The sequence below is a fragment of the Flindersiella endophytica genome (assembly GCF_054779015.1).
Genome location: NZ_BAAGYY010000005.1, coordinates 20,176 through 37,148, shown reverse-complemented (window position 1 = coordinate 37,148; position 16,973 = coordinate 20,176). Strand labels below are relative to the sequence as shown.

Here is a 16,973-nt window from a genome sequence, read left to right as displayed (position 1 = left end):
ATAGGTGAAACTCAGCGGCATGCCGGTGCGCATCCTGGTCGCTGAGGACGATCGCCTGCAGGCCGACGTGGTTCGCCGCTACCTCGAACGCGAGGGATACGCGACCACGGTGGTGCACGACGGCCGCGCGGCGGTCGAGCGGGCGTGCCGCGACCAGCCCGATCTGGTCGTACTCGACCTGACGTTGCCCACGATGGACGGCCTCGACGTCTGCCGGACCCTGCGTACCAGCCTGGACGTCCCGATCATCATGCTCACCGGGCGAAGCACCGAGGACGAGCTGCTGCTCGGCCTGTCGCTCGGCGCCGACGACTACCTCACCAAGCCGTATCGGCCGCGCGAGCTGGTCGCCCGGATCCAGGCCGTGCTGCGGCGCTCGGCACGACAACGGCACGAAGCTCAGGAGCGTTACGCGGTTGGCGATCTGGTCGTCGACACCGCTCGCCGCGAAGTCCGCGCCGGTCGCCGGGAGGTGAGCACGACGCCGGCGGAGTTCGAGCTGCTCGCCTGCCTGGCGGCGTCGCCGGGCAGGGCGTTCACGCGTCAGCTGCTGCTCGAGCGCCTCGGCGGCTTCGATCGCGACGTGACGGGCCGCGCGATCGACATGCACGTGCTGAACCTCCGCCGGAAGCTCGAGCCCGAGCCGACCCGGCCGCGCTACCTGCTGACGGTCTACGGCGTGGGCTACAAGCTCGCCGACCATGCGCCGTAGCCTGCCGTGGCGGCTGCTCGCGTGCGTGCTCGCCGTCCTCCCGCTCGCAGTCTGCGCGACTGCGCTGCTGGGTGGATCCGCGAACCAGGCAACGGCTTCGGCGCAGGAGATCCGGTCCGAGCTGCTGGCGTACGCGAACGAGCACCGAAGCTGGGATGGCGTCGAGCCGCTCCTGCGGGAGCTGGCGGACCGCGCCGGGGTGCCGATCGCGCTGTCGACACCCGACGGCGAAGCGATCGCGGCCTCTTCCGAGGCCGGCATCGGCGCCGACACTGGCACTGCCACTGACGCCGGGCGGATCGACGCGGCGCGGGTGCAGCCGGGCGACTTCCGGCCGCCGGCACCGAACGTCGTCGCGGCGAGTGCCGGGGTGTCCTTGACGTACTACCAGTGGCAGCTCACCGACGCCGAGCGGCAGCGGCGGCAGGCGCTGGCCGAGCAAGCGATCGACTGCCTGCGAGACCATGCGCCGGCGAACCCGGACGACCGGGAACGGGTGAACCGGCGCGCCATGCTTCCGATCGCAACAGGCGGTGCCGCCGAACCCGAGCGACGGCTGCCGGGTGAGGAGGTCTGCGTACCTGCCGAGCTGGAGCAGCCCACGGCCGCGGCGCGGGGGCTCGCGGCGGAGACGGTCGAACAGGCCACGGCGTGTCTCGACGTACGCGGGCTGGCATACGAGGTGGTGGCCGGAGCGCACGGCATCCCTGTGCTCCGGCCGGAGGCGGCGACCGCGGCTGGTGCGGAGTGGCAGGACTGTCTGGACGCGGCACAGGCAGCGGCGAAGAGTGCCTACGTCGCGGGGCCGGCCGATCTGTATCTGGGCTTGGCCGATGGTGGGTGGGAAAGGACGAGCGCGATCGTGGCCGCGGCCCTGCTCGCGGCGATCGCGCTTACAGTGCTGGCGGTACGGCGGGGCGGGCGGCCCATTCTGATGGGGGAGGTGGCGCACGAGTTGCGCGCGCCGCTGGCGAACGTGCGCAGCCAACTGGAGGCGGCGCAGGACGGGGTGTTGCCGGTCGACCGGAAGTTGATTCAGACGCTGATCGGCGAGTCCACGTTGCTCGAACGGCTGGTGGCCGACCTGCAGGACCTCGCGCTGGCTGACGCGGGAAGGCTGCGGATCCACCCCGAAGACTGCGATGCGGTCGACTTGGCGGCGCAGGCGGTGGCCGCACATCAGGTGCGAGCGCGCGCGGGCGGGGTGACGCTGACGGTCGTGGGCAGCGGCGAGCCCGTGCCGGTCTACGCCGATCCGGCGCGGATCCGGCAGGCGCTGAGCAACCTGGTGTCGAACGCGTTGCGGTACACGGCTCAGGGTGGGCGGGTGGAGGTCGCTGTGGGGCGTGAGTCTGGGTCGGTCGTACTCGCGGTCGCCGACAACGGGAGTGGCATCGAGGCTGGGCACCTGGCGAGGGTGTTCGAGCGGTTCTATCGGGTGGGTGGCGAGGGATCCGGTGGTGCGGGGCTGGGTCTGGCGATCGCCAGGCAGTTGGTTGAGGCGCATGGCGGGCGGATCGAGGTTGCGAGTACGCCAGGTGAGGGGTCGACGTTCGCGGTGGTGTTGCCGGGTGGTGGGGCTGGGTGAGGTTGGCGCGCGTGGGGGTGAGGCTGTCCCAGTGGCTGGGGTTGGTCTTTGTCTTGGTCCTGTCCCAAGGGTTGCGGTTGCCTTATTTCGGGCGTGGCCGGTGGATTGGTGGCGGCGGCGGATTGTGTGTGGGCAGGCAGAGCCTGCCCTTGTCCTAACCGCCGCCGCCACCAATCCACCGGCCACTCACACCTGCGTCGCGGTCCCCACCACGGTCTGCTTTCGTCGGATGGTGGGCCGGTCGGGGTTGTTCGACGCGTGCCTGGCTTGTGCGCCAGCACAGTCTGATTCCGGGAAGCCCCCGGTTCCGAGCCCTGAGTGTCCGACCCGCCGGAGGCAACCCACAACGGCAAAGCCGCCGCGAAACAACCCAAGCCCCGAACAACCAACCGCCAAACCACAAAGAGCAGCCAGAAGCCGAACCCAGACCACCTAGCCGTTGACCGTCACAAAGCCAGTCCCCGGCCGGTAGTTCGGCGACTGGTGCCGGAAGTAGGTGTTGTAGACCTCGCAGTACTGCCCACCCCGCTCCATCAACGAATGATGGTCCCCCTCCTCCACGATCCGCCCGTGATCGAGCACGATAATCCGGTCAGCGTGCTGGATCGTCGACAGCCGGTGGGCGATCACGATGGCCGTCCGCCCGTGCAACGCGACATCCAACCCCTCCTGGATCTGTGCCTCCGTCAGCGGATCCACCGACGCCGTCGCCTCGTCAAGAATGACGATCGCGGGATCCTGGATCAGCAAGCGGGCAAGCGCTACCAGCTGCCGCTGCCCCATCGACAGCGCACCACCGTGCTCGCCGACCTCCGTGTCCAGCCCAGCAGGCAACGCGTCCAGCCAGTCACCACCGGCGACGTTGCGTGCCGCCGCCAGCACCTGGTCGGAGGTCGCCTCCGGCCGCGGATAGCGGATGTTGTCGGCGACCGTTCCGGAGAACAGGAACGGCGACTGCGGAACGACGCCGAGCTGCCGCCGATAGGAGGCAAGCTCGACAGTACGGATGTCGTGGTCGTCGACGACGATGCGGCCGCCCTGGAACTCGTAGAAGCGCGTGATCAGCTTGCCCAGCGTGGACTTGCCGGCGCCGGTGTGGCCGACCAGCGCGATCGTCTCGCCGGCCTGGATCGTCAGGGAGAAGTCGTTGAGCACGCGCTGCTCCGGCACGTAGCCGAACACGACGTCCTTGAACTCGATCCGCCCGGACAGCCGTCCGACCGGCTCCGGGTCGCGCTGGATCACGCGTGGAGTGTCGTCGATCAGGGCGAACACGCGCTCCGAGGCCGACAGGCCCTGCTGGAACTGCGACCAGAACGACGCGATCGACGTCAGCGGGAACCAGAACATCATCACGCTCTGCAGGAAGAGGTACCAGTCGCCCGGGCTGATCCCGCCGCCGAGTGCGGACTGTCCGCCGACCGCGACCAGCACGACGGTGGCGAGCCCGGCGACCGCGAACAGTACCGGGAAGATCGAGCCGAACACGAAGCCCTGCCGCAGCGTCACCTTGTAGTTCTGCTGGATGATCGGCTGGAACTCGTCGTAGATCGTCTGCTCCTGGCGGAAGTTCTTGGCGACGGAGATGCCGCCCATCGTCTCCTGCAACGTGGAGTTGACGCGAGCCAGTGAACGCTGGGCCTTCCGGGTGGTGTCGCGGGCGATCCGGCGGAACAGCAGGGCCATCGCGATCACGATCGGGGAGACCGCCAGCACGAGCAGCGCCAGCCCGGTGTTACGCGAGAACAGCAGCGCCGTGATGAAGCCGACCAGCAGCAGCTGGCTGAGGAGGTTCATCGTCAACGTCACCACCGTCGCGAAGTCGTCGGTGTCGGACGTGATCCGGCTGACGATCTTGCCGGAGGGGTTCTCGTCGTAGAACGACATGTCGCGCTTCAACACGGCGTTGAACGCGTCCTCGCGCAACGACAGCACGACGTCGCCGACGACCTTCGCGGAGAACCACTTCTGCACGAAGTTGAACAGCCAGCCGAGCACGCCGGACAGCAGCGCGAGCCCGACCAGCAGCGCGGTGGTGGTCTGTGAGTCCTGGTTGATGATCCGGTCGATGCCCCAGGCGATCAGCACGGGGAACGCCGTCTGCATCAGCGACTGCAGCACGATGCCGATCGCGACCAGAGTCATCCAGCCGGCCTTGGGCCGGAAGTAGCGCAGGATCCGGCGGATCAGATCCCTGTCGGAGTACATCCGGTCGTAGTCCTCGGCATCGAGGCCCTCCATGATGAAGCCCATGGGTTATGCGTCCCCTCCTTCTGAAGCGCCCACCAGACGCTGGCCGTCGACCGGTGGTGGCGGCGTCGCCACTTCGTCGTAGTGGGCGAAGATGCGGCGGTAGAGCGCGCACCGCGCCAGCAGCTCGTCGTGGGTGCCCTCGTCGACCAGCCGGCCCTGCCGGATCAGCAGCACCTTGTCGGCCCACCGGATCTGGGACAGCCGGTGCGTGATCAGCAGGGTCGTGCGGCCCTCGAGGATGCGCTTGATCGCACGCTGGATCTCATCCTCGGTGGCGCTGTCGATCGCGCTCGTTGAGTCGTCGAGCACCAGGATCGCCGGGTCGGTGAGCAGCGCGCGGGCGATCGCCAGCCGCTGCCGCTGGCCACCCGACAGCGTGACGCCGTTTTCGCCGATCACGGTGTCGTAGCCCTCGTCGAGCTCGTTGATGAAGCCGTCGGCCTGCGCGTCCTTGGCCGCCCGGACGATCTCCTCGCGGTCGGCCTGCTGGCCGAGGCTGAACGCGATGTTCTCCGACACCGGGCGCGAGAACAGCACGATGTCCTGCTCGATCGTGGACACCTGTGAACGCAGAGAGTCGAGGTTCCAGTCGCGTACGTCGACGCCGTCGACCAGGATGCGTCCCTCGTCGCAGTCGTAGATGCGGTTGACGAGTTTGGTCAGCGTGCTCTTGCCGGAGCCGGTTTCGCCAACGATCGCGACCGTCTGGCCCGGTTCGATGGTGAACGAGAGATCGCGCAGCACGGGTTCTTTCTCGTATCCGAACGAGACCTTGTCGAAGACGATCTCGCCGCCGATCCGGCCGGTGTGGCCGCTCTCGTTGTGGTCGAGCTCGGTCTCCTCACGCATCAAGGTGAGAATGCGCTCGGCACTCGCGAATCCCATCTGCACCAAGGAGAACGAGAAGATCGAGATGAACGTGGGAAAGCCCAGCATGCCCATCAGGCCGAGGTAGGCGACCAGCTGGCCGATCGTGATCTGGCCGGACGACTGCAGCAGCAGGCCGTGGAGCAGCGCGCCGGCCGTCGCGACCGCGAGCAGCAGCATCGGGAGGTATTTCGCCTGGATGAGTCCCTGCTCGACGAAATAGTCGCGGTAAAGCCTGGCGCTCTTTTCGAATTTCTTGCCTTCTTGCTTTTCCTGGGCCGTGACTTTGACGACTTCGATTCCGCGTACGGCCTCGTTGAGCCCGGCATTCAATACCCCGAATTGTTCGCGCATCTGCGACGACACCGGGCTGAGCTGGCGCATGTAACGCCGGACGGAGAACACGAACGCGACCGCGAACAGGCCGGGCGCGAGCAACAGCCGCCAGTCGATGAACGCGATGAAGATGAGCGGCACCAGGCCCTGCGTGCAGGAGTCGACGATCAGGTCGATGCCGGGGCTGAACATCTGGCCGAGCTGGCGTACGTCGTTGGCGCCGCGCGCCATCAGGTCGCCGACCCGCTGCCGGTTGTGGAACGTCTGGCTCTTGCCGAGCAGGCTGATGTAGAGCTCGTCGCGCGCGCCGCGTTCCATCCGCCTGGCCAGCACCTCGGTGCAAAGCCGGGCAAGCAGGTCGAAACCGCTGCGCAACAAGACGATCACGAGCAGCGCGATGACGATCCCGGTGAGGATGCGAGGCGCGTCGGGGGCCTTGCTGCTCACCGCGTCGAAGGCCCGGCCGACCAAGCCGGGGACCGAGGAGTTGAGCGCCACCATGATCACCGAGCCGGCCAGGAAGCCGGCGAGGTGCCACGGGTTGCGGAGCTGGTGCGACAAAATCCAGCGCGCCGGGCCGCGACGGTCGTAGTGATGCTGGTCGGCGACCGTGAACTCGGACTTGATCAAGGCCACAGGGCAGCCCCTCCCGCGCTGTCGAAGTGGTTGGAGTCATGGGGGTCAGGTAGTTGGAACAGACGTTCTAACAGACTCTACCGGAATTCGGTCAAGCGAATTTCCGACAGCCCGGGAATCACTTTTCCCGCGCATTTCCTAGGCGTAGGACAAGGCGATCTTGAGCGCGGCCTGCGGGTTGGCGTCGAGATCGGCGTAGGCCTGCGGAGCGTCGTCGAAACGTATCGTCCGGGTCAGCATCGGCTCGGTGAGGAGCTGGTCCGACAACAGCAGTTCGGCGGCCGTCTCGGCGACCCGGTGCCGGTCCCACAGCGGGTGCTCGCGGTGCGGGCAGCCCCACACGCCCATGCTGGACACGAGTGTCGGGCGGTTGTGGTGCCATTCCTCGCCGAGCCGCAGGTCGTTGCCGGCGTCGCCGCGGAAGAAGCCGACGCTGACCACGCGACCGCCGATGCCGACCGACGCGATCGCGGCGTGCAGGCCGCTGTACGTGCCGGACGTCTCGATCACGGTGTCGACGCCCTTGCCCTGGTTGGCCTCGTGCACGGCGAACCCGACCGACTCCTCTACGTCGCGCGGGTCGACGACCGAGGTCGCGCCGAACGTCTGCGCCATCGCGCGCCGCTCCTGCTTCGGGTCGATCGCGATCACCGAGCGCGCGCCGTTCATCCGGACCAGCTGGACGGCGAGCAGGCCGATCACGCCGAGCCCGGACACCACGACCGTGTCGCCGAGCTTGACGTAGGAGTCGTGCACCGCCTGCAGCGCGACGCCGGCGAGGCTGAGGAAGACCGCTCGTTCCGGCCGGTCCGAGCCGCGCAGCACGGTGAGCGGGAGCGGGGCGTCGAGCACCTTCGCGACGTCGATCACGGTCTCGTCGCGGTGCGAGCCCGGCGTGTGCACGACGTCGCCTGGCTTGAGCGCGGACACGTCGGACGCGACCTCGACGACCTCGCTGACCAGCTCGTACCCGATGCCGTGCGGCCGGAAGCCGTCGTCCTGGCGCGGGCGGAACAGCCGCCGGTCGCGGTCGAACTCGTTGTCGGCGAACGGGGAGGTGCCGCGGTAGAGGTTGAGCTCGGTGCCGTGGCTGATGCCGCTGACCAGGCTGCGCAGGCGGGCCTGGCCGGGTCCGAGGGCGGCGCTGGGCTCCTCACGGATCTCCAGCTGACGGGGGCCGACGAGGGTCAGTGCTCTCACCATGCTCGCTCCCAGTTCTCTACGGAGTTTCAAGCTTGCCGGGGGTTCGGCGGCGGACAAGCACGGGCTTGGGCCGACATGGGACAATCGACATTGTTATGTCTTCACAGCCTGTCGATCTCGTCTTCACCTCCCCGCGCCGCGGCAAGCCGCCGCGGCACCTCGCCGACCTCGCGCTCGAGGAGCGCCGCGAGGCCGTCGTCGCGCTCGGCCAGCCCGCCTACCGCGCCGGCCAGCTGTCCAAGCACTACTTCGAGCGGTACGTCGACGATCCGGAGCTGATGACCGACCTCCCGGCGACCGGCCGGTCGGCGCTGGTCGGCGAGCTGCTGCCGAGCCTGCTCACGCCCGTACGCACGCTCGAGTGCGACGGCGGCACCACGGTCAAGACCGTGTGGCGGCTGTTCGACGGCGCGCTGGTCGAGAGCGTGCTGATGCGCTACCCCAGCCGGATCACGATCTGCGTGTCGAGCCAGGCCGGCTGCGGAATGGCGTGCCCGTTCTGCGCGACCGGGCAGGCAGGCCTCACCCGCAACCTCTCGACCGCGGAGATCGTCGGGCAGGTCGTCGCGGCGCAGCGAGCGCTCGCGGCCGGCTCGATTCCGGGTGGGCCTGGGCGGATCTCCAACATCGTGTTCATGGGCATGGGCGAGCCGCTGGCCAACTACAAGACCGTGCTGGCCGCCGTCCACCGGTTCACCGACCCGGCGCCGGCCGGGCTCGGCATCTCGCAGCGCGGCGTCACGGTCTCCACGGTCGGGCTGGTGCCGCGGATCACGCAGCTCACGGCCGAGGGCCTCAACGTCACGCTGGCCGTGTCGCTGCACGCGCCCGACGACGAGCTGCGCGACGAGCTGGTGCCGGTCAACACCCGCTGGCCGGTTGCCGAGGTGCTGGACGCCGCGTGGGAGTACGCCGCGCAGACCAAGCGGCGGGTATCGATCGAGTACGCCCTGATCCGCGAGATCAACGACCAGGCCTGGCGCGCCGACCTGCTGGGCGAGCTGCTGGCCGGCAAGCTGGCGCACGTCAACCTCATCCCGCTGAACCCGACGCCGGGCTCGAAGTGGACGGCCTCCGACCCGGCCGACGAGCGCGAGTTCGTCCGGCGGCTGGAGGCGCACGGCGTGCCGGTCACGGTCCGCGACACTCGCGGCCGCGAGATCGACGGCGCCTGCGGGCAGCTCGCCGCCACGACCAACGGCAGCAGATGAGCCTGCGGCAACCTACGTTCGGTACCGCGCTGAAGGGATACGCCTGCGCGGAGGTCGACGCCCTGGTCGACCAGATCGGGCTGACCCTGGACGGCACGGCAGGTGGGGGTGCCCTCACGCCGGATGCGGTCCGGTCGGCCGTGTTCTCGATCGTCCTGCGTGGATACCGCGAGGACGAGGTCGACGCCTACCTCGACTCGGTGGTCGCGGAGCTCGAGCGCCGCGCGATCCAGCCGGCGGCGGTGGTGCCGGTGACGCCGGTGGTGCCGGTCGCCCCGATCGTCCCGATCGCGCCGGTCGCCGAGAGCTGGACCGACCTGCTGCGGGAGCGAGCCGAGCTGCTGGGCTGCGCGCAGCAGCCGGCCGGGCAACGGTTCGAACGGGTGGGCGTGCTCCGGGCCGGCTACGCCCTCGCCGACGTCGACGCGTTCGTCGACGAGGTGCGCGGCAAGATCGGGTCCACGCTGACGCCCGCGGAGGTGTCCGGCGTCCGGTTCACCCAGGCGCGCCGCGGCTACGACGAGGAAGCCGTCGACGACTGGCTGGGGCGGATCGAGTCGTTGCTGGTGCGGACGAACCAGGGACAGTGATGCTCGACTACGACCGTGAGGCGGCCTGGTACGACTCGACGCGTGGTGGCGAGCCGCGGGCGAACGCTGCGGCGGACGCGCTGGCGGCGCTGCTGCCGGCCGGCGTGCGTACGGTCGTCGATCTCGCGGGCGGTACGGGAATCGTCTCCGCACGGCTGGCGGCCCACGGATACTCCGTCGTCGTGTGCGACCGGTCGGCCGGCATGCTGCGGGTCGCTGCCGGGCGGCTACCCGGCCGGGCGATCGCGGCCGACGCGACCGTCGCGTTGCCGTTCCGCACCGGCAGCCTCGACGCCGTGACGATCGTATGGCTGCTGCACCTGTTGCCGGACGCGGCGCCCGTGCTGGCCGAGTGCGCGCGCGTGCTCCGCCCCGGCGGCGCCCTGCTGACGACCGTCGACAAGTCCGCGGCGCATCGCGCGGCCGAGGGACGGCCGGACCCGGACCCGGATACCGTCGCACGGGCGACCGACGCGCGTCCGTTGATCGAGCGGCTGGCGGCCGGCCATGGACTGCTGCCGCACGGCGAGACGACGTTCCCGGGGCACGGGCAGGGCCGGCCGGGCAGTCCGCCGGTCTACACGTTGGTGGGCTTCGTCAAGCCAGCGTAGGCAGCACCCGCGCGAAGAAGTGGCGGTCGCCTTCGAACGTGGGCGTGAGCGTGAGGAACTCCTCGGGAGTCACCCAGACGGCGTCGCTGACCTCGGCGGGGTCGAGCTCGAGAGCCGGCGGCGGCCCGTCGGCGTCGATCTCGGCGGTCCACCAGTGGAGGAGGTAGTCACCGTCGTCGGTGTCGCACTCCCAGACCTTCGCGGTCGGCGTGACGACGAGGCCGACCTCCTCGTCGACCTCGCGTACCAACGCGTCGGCCTGGGTCTCGCCGGGCTCGAGCCGGCCGCTGAGCGGTGCCCAGTAGCCGCCGGCGGCGATCTTCGGCGCCCGCAGGATGATGAGGTAGCGATCGGCCTTGCGCAGCAGGGCGACGATGGCGTCAGGTTTTACGGTGGCTTCGGCCATGGTCGCCAGTCTAGGCTCGACCCTCATGCCCGATCTGCCCGATGATCCAGCGCTCGCACCCGTACCCAAGCTCGATGCCGAACAGCTGGTCCGCGAGGTGAACGCGGCCACCCAAGCGGGCTTGGAGTTTCGGGGCCGGGCCGCGGCCGGCGAGGTCGGCGCCGCGTACGTCCGCTGGCCCGACGGCCGCGACGGCGTGCTCACGCGCGGATCCGGCGACATCGGCACACTGCGGCGTTCGGCGGAGATCCTCGCGGTCGCGAGGGAACGCGGCCTGCCGGTGCCGGCGTACGACCTGATCGCCGAGCTGCCCGACGGCATCGGAGTCGTCCAGGAGCGCCTGCCGGGCTCGCCGCCTTCGACCGTCGATCGTTTGCTGCTGGAGGCGATGATCGGCCTCTCCGAGCGGTTCGCCGGGCTGCTCGCCGGCCTTCCGGACATTCCCGTTCCGTCGATGCACCTGCTGGAGAGCGGGCAGGGGTTCAGCGTCCACGAGTCGCTGGAGCGGTACGACGACCGCACGCGCCGGCTGATCGGCTGGGTGCACGAGGTCGGCCACTCGGCGCCCGAACCCGCCATGTACGGCGACGATCTCGTCCACCTCGACTACCACACGGGCAACGTGCTGACCGACGACGCCGGGCAGCTCACCGGCATCATCGACTGGGACGGCATCGGCCGCGGCGACCGGCGGTTCGGCCTTGTCACGTTGCGATTCGACGCCTGGGGCAGACGGCTACCAGATGACGACCAGGCGTGGTTCGACGAGCTGCTCGACGCGACTCTCGACGCGCGGTCGCTGCGGGTCTACTGGGCGGCGATGAGCCTGCGCCAGGTCGACTGGTCGATCCGGCACCACTCGCCGGCCGCCGTCGAGCACTGGCTGGACCTCGCCGAGACTCGGATGGACTAGAGGCAGCGGACCCAGGTGGCTATGAGGTACGAGCCGCCTTCCGGATCGCGCGCCTCGATGTAGGCGGCCTCGACCTTCGCGGAGACCGCCTCGTCGCCCCGGGTTGCCAAGCAGGGCGGCCGGTCGCCCAGGTGCTGGGTGCCGGACCCGTCGGTCCAGGCCACCTCGGGCGGAAGGTACGCCGACGCGCCGCCGTGGTCGGCCTGGAAGGTTCCGCTCCCGCTTGGGGTCATTGACGCAACCCCGCGCTCCACCATCGGCGACTTGGCGCCGAACGGCACGTAGGCGCCGATGACACCGCCGATCACGCCGGCCGCGAGCACGATCGCGACCAGCGCGGGGATGCCGATCCGGATGGTCCTGACAGCCCGATCGGGCAGGATTGGTGCCATTGATCCCCCTACAGCAAGTCCGGGCGGTGGCGGCGGACCCAGGCGCCCATCGCTCCGTACGTCCAGTGTGGATCGATCGCGCCGAGGGGGATGGTCGTTTGATCAATCCGGCCGATCCTCCCGATCAGGCCGAGTCGCCGGCGCAGACCGAACCGCACCTCGCCCACGCGGGCGACGTCGTCCCAGGCCAGGCTCGCCGTACGCCCGCGCCGGTCGGTCAGCTCGACCCCGTCGGCTGAGAACCGGGCGACCTTCCCGGCCGCCCGGAACTCGCTCGGAAGCTCACCCGGCTGCGTCGACACAGCCGCCGATCATAGAACGATGCCCGTGAGCGCCCCGGCCTGGTCACCGACGACCAGCAGATCCTCGACGGCGACCGGGGTGCTGAACGTGTTGGCCGGGCCGAGCTGGCGCCGTCGTCCGATCGTTCCGCTCGCCAGGTCGACACCTGCCAGCAGGCCGGTGGTGCTCACCACCCAGGCTGTGTCGCCGACCACGACCGGTCCCGCGTTCAGCACGCGGTTGCGGTTGTCGAGCTGTGCCTGCCAGCGCGCGGCACCCGTCGCGACGTCGACGAGCTGCGCCTTGCCCCACTCGTCGAACAGCAGCAGGGCGTCGTCGCCCACCAGGTGTGCCGGCGCGTAGACGTGGCTGCCCGCGACCGCCCAGCGCTGCGTGCCCGTGGCGCGGTCGAGCGCGAAGGCGCTCACCACCGTTGACACGAGCACCTGGCCGCCCGGCAGCAGCTCGATCACGTCGTCCCACGGACCGTAGATCAGCCGGATGTACGCGGTGGTGCGGGTGGTCGTGGAGAACGTCCACGCCTGCTCGCCGGTACGCGCGTCGAACGCGTAGGCGTTCCCGTCGCCACCGCCGGCGTAGACGCGCTCACCGTCGCAGGCCACCCGGCCGGCGAAAAGGTGTTGGATTTTGCGGCTCTGCCGCGTGGCGTACAGGTCGCTGCTCCAGCGCTGCTCGCCGTCCGCCGCCGACAACGCGTACAGCCGCGTGCCTGCGGTGAAGAACACCAGATCCTCGCCGCCGACCGGCGCGACCAGGGGAGCGCTCAGCACGGGCTCCGGAGCCGGGAAACGCCAACGGGACTTGCCGTTCGAGGCGTTCAGCGCGTGCACGTGGTGGTCGGCCGAGGGGACGAACACCGTACGCCCGCCGGCGTCGAACGCCGCACCGCGATGGACCGGGCCGACCTGTGCCGACCAGACCGGGTTCGCCCCGCGTACGTTGGGCCGGAACGCCTGCACCCGGCCGCTGGTCGTACTCGCCACGACGAGCCCGCCGTGCTGTGCGAGCGCGCCCTGCACGCTGCCCGGCAGCTGGTGCCGCCAGGCGACGCCAGGGGTCTCGGAGGTGGACGGCACCGTGAACGCCTTGGTGGCTTCGACGTTCTCGCCCTGCGGCCCGGTCAGCCGCAGTTGCATCCGGTGCCGGCCGGGAACGACGGCGGTCACGTCGACCTGACCGGTCCAGGTACGTTCGCCTGTCGTGGTGAGGCTCGTCCACGTACCGGCCGAGCCGCCGCCGAAGATGTGCTGCGGGTACGGCTGGGCGCCCACCGCGCTCGGCGTCCCGCCGTCCCCGAGCGTTATCTCGACGCGTGCCGTGCCGCCGGAGACCGGCCCGACCTCGATGCGTACGGGCCGCAGCGCGTCGGCTTCGCCCTTGCCCGACAGGGGAATCGTCGTGACGTCGGTGCGCGTCTCGGAGTCGTCGTCGGCGAGCCTCACCTGGCTCACGCGCAGGATCGGATGCCCGGCGTCGACGACCTGCTCGGCCCAGTAGTAGCCCGCGCCGTCCTTCGCGGCGAAGCCGGTCACCTGCGTGAAGCCGTTCATCCGTACGACCTGCTGCCGGTGGATGTGGCCGGCGAACACCCCACGCAGCGGTGAGCCCGCGACCGTGGCGAAGAAGTCGTCCTGGTCGTTCACGTAGTAGTGCTCGGCGCCGAACGGGTAGTGCAGGAAGAGCAGCGTGGGCGTGCCGCGCGCGGCACGTAGCTCGGACTCCAGCCAGCGCAGGTGGTCGCGCCCGAAATAGCCCGGTTCCTGCAGCAACTGCGTGGGATCCAGCCCGGCCACGCGCAGGCCGCCCGCGGAGAAGGCGAACGGCGCCGGCCCGAACAGCCGGTGGTACAGCTCCTGGCCGTGGACGTCCCAGCGCACCTCGTGGTTTCCGGGTACGTGCCGCAGCTTCGGCCGGAGCCCTGGTGGAATGGCGCTGAGGTAGGCGTCGTACTCGCCGTCGCCGCCGTAGTCGGTGAGGTCTCCACAGTTGAGCACGAAGCCCGGGTCGGCGCGCTCGATCGCGGCGAACGTCCGCGCCAGCAGGGCTGTCCGGGCAGGCTCCTCGGCGTTGGCGTGGGTATCGGTGACGACAGCGAAGCTCAACGTCGCATCACTCGTCTCCACAGGTTCCGCCGCGGCCGGGCGCGCGGACAGGGCGGTCGCGCCGGTCACTCCGGTCATTCCGGCAAGAGCGAGAAAACGGCGGCGGTTCACCACTGGCCGTAGAAGTCCTGACATGCTCGTCGACGCTAGTTGCCCGCGCCCAGCTCGGGGGAAGCCTGGGGAAATGCTGTCGTGACTGGCCGGGAACGGGTGGTGCCGCCTTATCCACAGGCCCGGGCGGCCGTGGTTGAACGGTGGTTCCCCGTGGGGCAAGATTGGCCATGCTCTTCGAGCATGTTCTTCAACGACCGTGAACGGGACGCGAGGGGTCTTTAGTGAGCGAACAGCCTGAGGTGACACCGGCCGACTTCGACCGGTTGATGGAGCAGACCCGGGCCGCTCTTCGTGAGCTGCGCAACGGCAACCTCTCCGGCACGGATGACGAGGAAACCGAGGAGATCGTCGGCGAGGGAGAGGCCGCTGACGGCCGGATCCGTGCCGCCGCGGTCGTCGGTGGCTCGCTGAAGTCGATCGAGGTCGACCCTCGAGCGATGCGGCTCCCGTCGGACGAGCTCGGAGAACAGATCGTGGTGGCGGTCAACGCCGCGCTGGAAGACCTCAAGACCAAGGTCACCGAGTCGGCCGGGGCCGCTCTGCAGGGCTTCGACCCCGAGGCGCTGGCCGAGCAGATGCTGGACCTGCAAGACCAGTCGGTCCGGCAGATGAGCCAGTTCACCGCCGGCATGGAGGAAATGCTCGGCAAGATCGCACGCGCGGCGGGCACCGCCGACTGACGGAGGGTAACGAGCAGTCATGGGTGAGCGCATCATCAAGGTGTCGACCCTGCGAGACTCCGGCAAGGGGATCTCCCAGCAGGGCGAGCAGGTTCAGAGCGAGTGGGGGAAGCTGAAGAGCACGTCGGAGGGTATGGGCGACATCTTCGGTGACGACGACGTGGGCGGGCTGATCGGCATGGCGTACCAAACCGTGTTCGGTCTGGCCGACGAGGCGTTCACCTCCGCGGCCGACGACTTCACCGCGTTCGGCGACGCGCTGAACAAGGCCGGCGACAACCACGAAGAGTCCGAGAAGACCCACGCGGACCTGCTGCAGAGGCTCGGCAGCAAGTTCGGCGACGTCTCTGACCCCGGAAAGTAGGCGATCATGGCCGCACCATCGTTGACGATCCCAGGTCAGCTCGCCGACCTGTTGAACATGCTTGGCTACACTTGGCCGAAGTCCAAGGAAGGCTCGATGTTCGAGCTTGGCCAGGAGTGGATGGACTTCGGCGGCAAGCTGAAGCAGATCCACGGCGAGACGGTTCCGCACGCCGAGACGGTGACCGCGGAGAATGTCGGGCACGACATCGAGGCGTTCAAAAAGAAGTGGATCGAGCCGGACGCCGGCGCCAAGGTCGTCGAGGACGGCGGCACGGGCTCGATGGTGGTCGGCGGCGGCTTGTTCGTCGCCGCAGGGCTGGTCCTGGCGCTGAAGATCGCCACGATCGTCCAGTTGACCATCCTCGCGATCCAGATCGCGACGGCGATCGCCTCGGCGGTGCCGACGTTCGGTGCGTCGCTGGCGTGGATCCCGATTGCGAAGACGATTTGCTCCAAGGCGCTCGACCTGGCCATCGACCAGGTGATAAACGCTCTCCTCGGCTGAGGACTTTCCGCCATATATACGTGACCACGGGTGCCTGGCGCCCGTGGTCACTCTGTGGATGACCGTCCGGATCGCCGGGACTCCGGGTCCCCGGGTTGGCTTTTTGCGACCGATGTCCGGCCGCTCGTTCAGCCGCGGTTGGCGATCAGCGGAGTCCTGGGCTCGGCGACCTCGGGCGTTTGCGTGTCGGGCAGCACCGACTCCACGAACTCCGTGAACGTCGAGATCCACTGCTTCGGTGTGTCCCGGTGGAGGAAGTGGCCGCCGGCCAGCACCTTGAAGTGTGCCGCCGGGATCCGGGACTGGATCGCCTTCCGGTCGTGGGTCGACAGCGCCGACAGGTCGCTCGGCGTCGAGCCCACGCGGTCGTCGGGTGCGGCCATCACGAGCACCGGCACCTGGGCGTACGCCAGCAGCCGTCTGATGTCCCAGCCGAGCCGGCAGCGCAGGCCGGCCAGGATCGCTGGGACGTCGGCCGCGGCGACGGCGTCGACGGAGTACTCCACGTCCTCGCGCGTCCAGATTCCGTGGGCTTCCTGCTCGCGCCGGATCAGGCGCTCGCGATCGGAGCGGACCAGTGCGGAGGACGCTCCCGCCGCCGCGAGCAGGCCGCTGCTCTCGAAGACGTTGGTACCCGGCGGGTCCTCCAGGACGATCGCGCGGCAGGCACCGGAGTAGCGGCCGGCGAGCGTCAACGCGACGATCGCGCCCAGGCCGTGGCCGACCAGTACGTCAACCTGTCCTGGCATCCGTGAAACGACGCCTTGCACCAGCGTGGACATGTCGAGCGGGCGAACGAGCTCCGGCATGCCACCGTGGCCGGCGAGATCGGGCGCAACGGTGACCCAGCCGCGGGCAGCCAGAGCCGGGCCGAGTCGCCACCAGCTTTCGGCCATCGAGAGCACGTCGTGTACGAGCACGACTTTGCCGCGTGCGGTGCCCTTGGGGTTCCACCGCAGTGTCATGCTCTCCCTCCCACGTCGGGCACACCACCCGGCCGGACATCCCCGTGCTGGCTAGCAGCGTAGTCCCGGGTGCGCAGTCCGCACCACCATCTGACGACCCTCGCGGTCGGCCGCGAGGATCGAGCCGCCCGTCCCGGGCCACGTTCGCCGCTGCCGGCCGCGGCGAGACTGGGCGCGGTACACCGCGAAGTCAGAAACCGAGGCGCCACCGGGACAATGG

17 protein-coding genes are annotated in these 16,973 nt (G+C 69.5%); 9 read left to right on the top strand and 8 right to left on the bottom strand.

What is annotated here, in order from left to right; translation table 11 throughout:
- The first annotated feature begins 19 nt into the window (after positions 1-19).
- Both ACYVF6_RS03235 and ACYVF6_RS03230 read left to right on the top strand, forming a co-directional pair.
- Entirely contained in the window at positions 20-712 is a 693-nt protein-coding gene (locus ACYVF6_RS03235) for a response regulator (RefSeq protein WP_460515534.1), read from the top strand.
- Positions 702-2,300 carry an ATP-binding protein gene (locus tag ACYVF6_RS03230; protein ID WP_460515532.1) on the top strand — a complete coding sequence of 533 codons (1,599 nt, stop codon included), beginning with the start codon at positions 702-704 and terminating at the stop codon, positions 2,298-2,300. The genes ACYVF6_RS03235 and ACYVF6_RS03230 overlap by 11 nt, the downstream gene beginning before the upstream one ends.
- 432 nt (positions 2,301-2,732) lie before the next feature.
- Here ACYVF6_RS03230 and ACYVF6_RS03225 read toward each other — a convergent pair whose 3' ends face one another.
- The 3 genes from ACYVF6_RS03225 to ACYVF6_RS03215 all read right to left on the bottom strand — a co-directional run bounded on the left by ACYVF6_RS03225 (position 2,733) and on the right by ACYVF6_RS03215 (position 7,595).
- On the bottom strand, positions 2,733-4,553 hold the full coding sequence (locus tag ACYVF6_RS03225) for an ABC transporter ATP-binding protein (protein WP_460515530.1): 1,821 nt from the start codon (positions 4,551-4,553) through the stop codon (positions 2,733-2,735).
- Positions 4,554-4,556: 3 nt separating this feature from the next.
- A complete protein-coding gene (locus ACYVF6_RS03220) occupies positions 4,557-6,392 on the bottom strand; it encodes an ABC transporter ATP-binding protein (protein WP_460515528.1) in 1,836 nt (611 codons plus the stop codon).
- Between the two features lie 138 nt (positions 6,393-6,530).
- On the bottom strand, positions 6,531-7,595 hold the full coding sequence (locus ACYVF6_RS03215) for a zinc-binding dehydrogenase (RefSeq protein WP_460515526.1): 1,065 nt from the start codon (positions 7,593-7,595) through the stop codon (positions 6,531-6,533).
- A gap of 95 nt (positions 7,596-7,690) precedes the next feature.
- Between ACYVF6_RS03215 and rlmN the strand changes: the two genes are divergently transcribed.
- From rlmN to ACYVF6_RS03200, 3 genes are read left to right on the top strand one after another with little or no spacing between them, the layout of a single operon-like run.
- Entirely contained in the window at positions 7,691-8,806 is a 1,116-nt protein-coding gene (gene rlmN, locus ACYVF6_RS03210) for a 23S rRNA (adenine(2503)-C(2))-methyltransferase RlmN (protein WP_460515524.1), read from the top strand.
- Positions 8,803-9,396, top strand: coding sequence for a DivIVA domain-containing protein (locus ACYVF6_RS03205; protein ID WP_460515522.1), 594 nt, complete (start codon positions 8,803-8,805; stop codon positions 9,394-9,396). Before rlmN ends, ACYVF6_RS03205 begins: the two co-directional genes overlap by 4 nt.
- Positions 9,396-10,007: a class I SAM-dependent methyltransferase gene (locus tag ACYVF6_RS03200; protein ID WP_460515521.1), complete on the top strand. Its 612-nt coding sequence runs from the start codon at positions 9,396-9,398 to the stop codon at positions 10,005-10,007. The genes ACYVF6_RS03205 and ACYVF6_RS03200 overlap by 1 nt, the downstream gene beginning before the upstream one ends.
- Here ACYVF6_RS03200 and ACYVF6_RS03195 read toward each other — a convergent pair.
- Entirely contained in the window at positions 9,994-10,413 is a 420-nt protein-coding gene (locus ACYVF6_RS03195) for an NUDIX hydrolase (RefSeq protein WP_460515520.1), read from the bottom strand. The genes ACYVF6_RS03200 and ACYVF6_RS03195 overlap by 14 nt on opposite strands.
- 25 nt (positions 10,414-10,438) lie before the next feature.
- Between ACYVF6_RS03195 and ACYVF6_RS03190 the strand changes: the two genes are divergently transcribed.
- Positions 10,439-11,326, top strand: coding sequence for a phosphotransferase family protein (locus ACYVF6_RS03190; protein ID WP_460515518.1), 888 nt, complete (start codon positions 10,439-10,441; stop codon positions 11,324-11,326).
- Here ACYVF6_RS03190 and ACYVF6_RS03185 read toward each other — a convergent pair.
- Genes ACYVF6_RS03185 through ACYVF6_RS03175 form a run of 3 tightly spaced genes read right to left on the bottom strand, consistent with a single transcriptional unit; the run spans position 11,323 to position 14,201 of the window.
- Entirely contained in the window at positions 11,323-11,718 is a 396-nt protein-coding gene (locus ACYVF6_RS03185; RefSeq protein ID WP_460515516.1) for a hypothetical protein, read from the bottom strand. The two genes, ACYVF6_RS03190 and ACYVF6_RS03185, sit on opposite strands and share 4 nt — an antisense overlap.
- Positions 11,719-11,726: 8 nt before the next feature.
- The gene (locus ACYVF6_RS03180) at positions 11,727-12,020 is read right to left on the bottom strand and encodes a hypothetical protein (RefSeq protein ID WP_460515515.1); all 294 of its coding nucleotides are present in this window, start codon (positions 12,018-12,020) and stop codon (positions 11,727-11,729) included.
- 9 nt (positions 12,021-12,029) lie between these two features.
- On the bottom strand, positions 12,030-14,201 hold the full coding sequence (locus ACYVF6_RS03175) for an outer membrane protein assembly factor BamB family protein (RefSeq protein ID WP_460515513.1): 2,172 nt from the start codon (positions 14,199-14,201) through the stop codon (positions 12,030-12,032).
- 257 nt (positions 14,202-14,458) lie between these two features.
- On the opposite strand from ACYVF6_RS03175, the gene ACYVF6_RS03170 reads away from it, so the two are divergent.
- The 3 genes from ACYVF6_RS03170 to ACYVF6_RS03160 are packed head-to-tail and all read left to right on the top strand — an operon-like array spanning position 14,459 to position 15,788.
- Complete coding sequence (locus ACYVF6_RS03170) at positions 14,459-14,917, top strand: YbaB/EbfC family nucleoid-associated protein (RefSeq protein ID WP_460515512.1); 459 nt, start codon at positions 14,459-14,461, stop codon at positions 14,915-14,917.
- A gap of 19 nt (positions 14,918-14,936) precedes the next feature.
- Positions 14,937-15,281, top strand: a complete 345-nt coding sequence (locus tag ACYVF6_RS03165) for a WXG100 family type VII secretion target (RefSeq protein WP_460515510.1) — start codon at positions 14,937-14,939, stop codon at positions 15,279-15,281.
- 6 nt (positions 15,282-15,287) lie between these two features.
- Positions 15,288-15,788 (top strand): WXG100-like domain-containing protein, encoded by a 501-nt coding sequence (locus ACYVF6_RS03160; RefSeq protein ID WP_460515509.1) that lies wholly within the window; start codon positions 15,288-15,290, stop codon positions 15,786-15,788.
- 128 nt (positions 15,789-15,916) lie between these two features.
- Here ACYVF6_RS03160 and ACYVF6_RS03155 read toward each other — a convergent pair whose 3' ends face one another.
- Positions 15,917-16,753, bottom strand: coding sequence for an alpha/beta fold hydrolase (locus ACYVF6_RS03155; RefSeq protein WP_460515507.1), 837 nt, complete (start codon positions 16,751-16,753; stop codon positions 15,917-15,919).
- Positions 16,754-16,973: the final 220 nt, after the last annotated feature.

Coding starts and splice junctions, on each gene's coding strand:
- ACYVF6_RS03235 (WP_460515534.1), top strand. CDS start 20: ATGCCGGTGCGCATCCTGGTCGCTGAGGACGATCGCCTGCAGGCCGAC.
- ACYVF6_RS03225 (WP_460515530.1), bottom strand. CDS start 4,553: ATGGGCTTCATCATGGAGGGCCTCGATGCCGAGGACTACGACCGGATG.
- ACYVF6_RS03175 (WP_460515513.1), bottom strand. CDS start 14,201: ATGACCGGAGTGACCGGCGCGACCGCCCTGTCCGCGCGCCCGGCCGCG.
- ACYVF6_RS03195 (WP_460515520.1), bottom strand. CDS start 10,413: ATGGCCGAAGCCACCGTAAAACCTGACGCCATCGTCGCCCTGCTGCGC.
- ACYVF6_RS03200 (WP_460515521.1), top strand. CDS start 9,396: ATGCTCGACTACGACCGTGAGGCGGCCTGGTACGACTCGACGCGTGGT.
- ACYVF6_RS03160 (WP_460515509.1), top strand. CDS start 15,288: ATGGCCGCACCATCGTTGACGATCCCAGGTCAGCTCGCCGACCTGTTG.
- ACYVF6_RS03155 (WP_460515507.1), bottom strand. CDS start 16,753: ATGACACTGCGGTGGAACCCCAAGGGCACCGCACGCGGCAAAGTCGTG.
- ACYVF6_RS03230 (WP_460515532.1), top strand. CDS start 702: ATGCGCCGTAGCCTGCCGTGGCGGCTGCTCGCGTGCGTGCTCGCCGTC.
- ACYVF6_RS03185 (WP_460515516.1), bottom strand. CDS start 11,718: ATGGCACCAATCCTGCCCGATCGGGCTGTCAGGACCATCCGGATCGGC.
- rlmN (WP_460515524.1), top strand. CDS start 7,691: ATGTCTTCACAGCCTGTCGATCTCGTCTTCACCTCCCCGCGCCGCGGC.
- ACYVF6_RS03205 (WP_460515522.1), top strand. CDS start 8,803: ATGAGCCTGCGGCAACCTACGTTCGGTACCGCGCTGAAGGGATACGCC.
- ACYVF6_RS03165 (WP_460515510.1), top strand. CDS start 14,937: ATGGGTGAGCGCATCATCAAGGTGTCGACCCTGCGAGACTCCGGCAAG.
- ACYVF6_RS03215 (WP_460515526.1), bottom strand. CDS start 7,595: ATGGTGAGAGCACTGACCCTCGTCGGCCCCCGTCAGCTGGAGATCCGT.
- ACYVF6_RS03190 (WP_460515518.1), top strand. CDS start 10,439: ATGCCCGATCTGCCCGATGATCCAGCGCTCGCACCCGTACCCAAGCTC.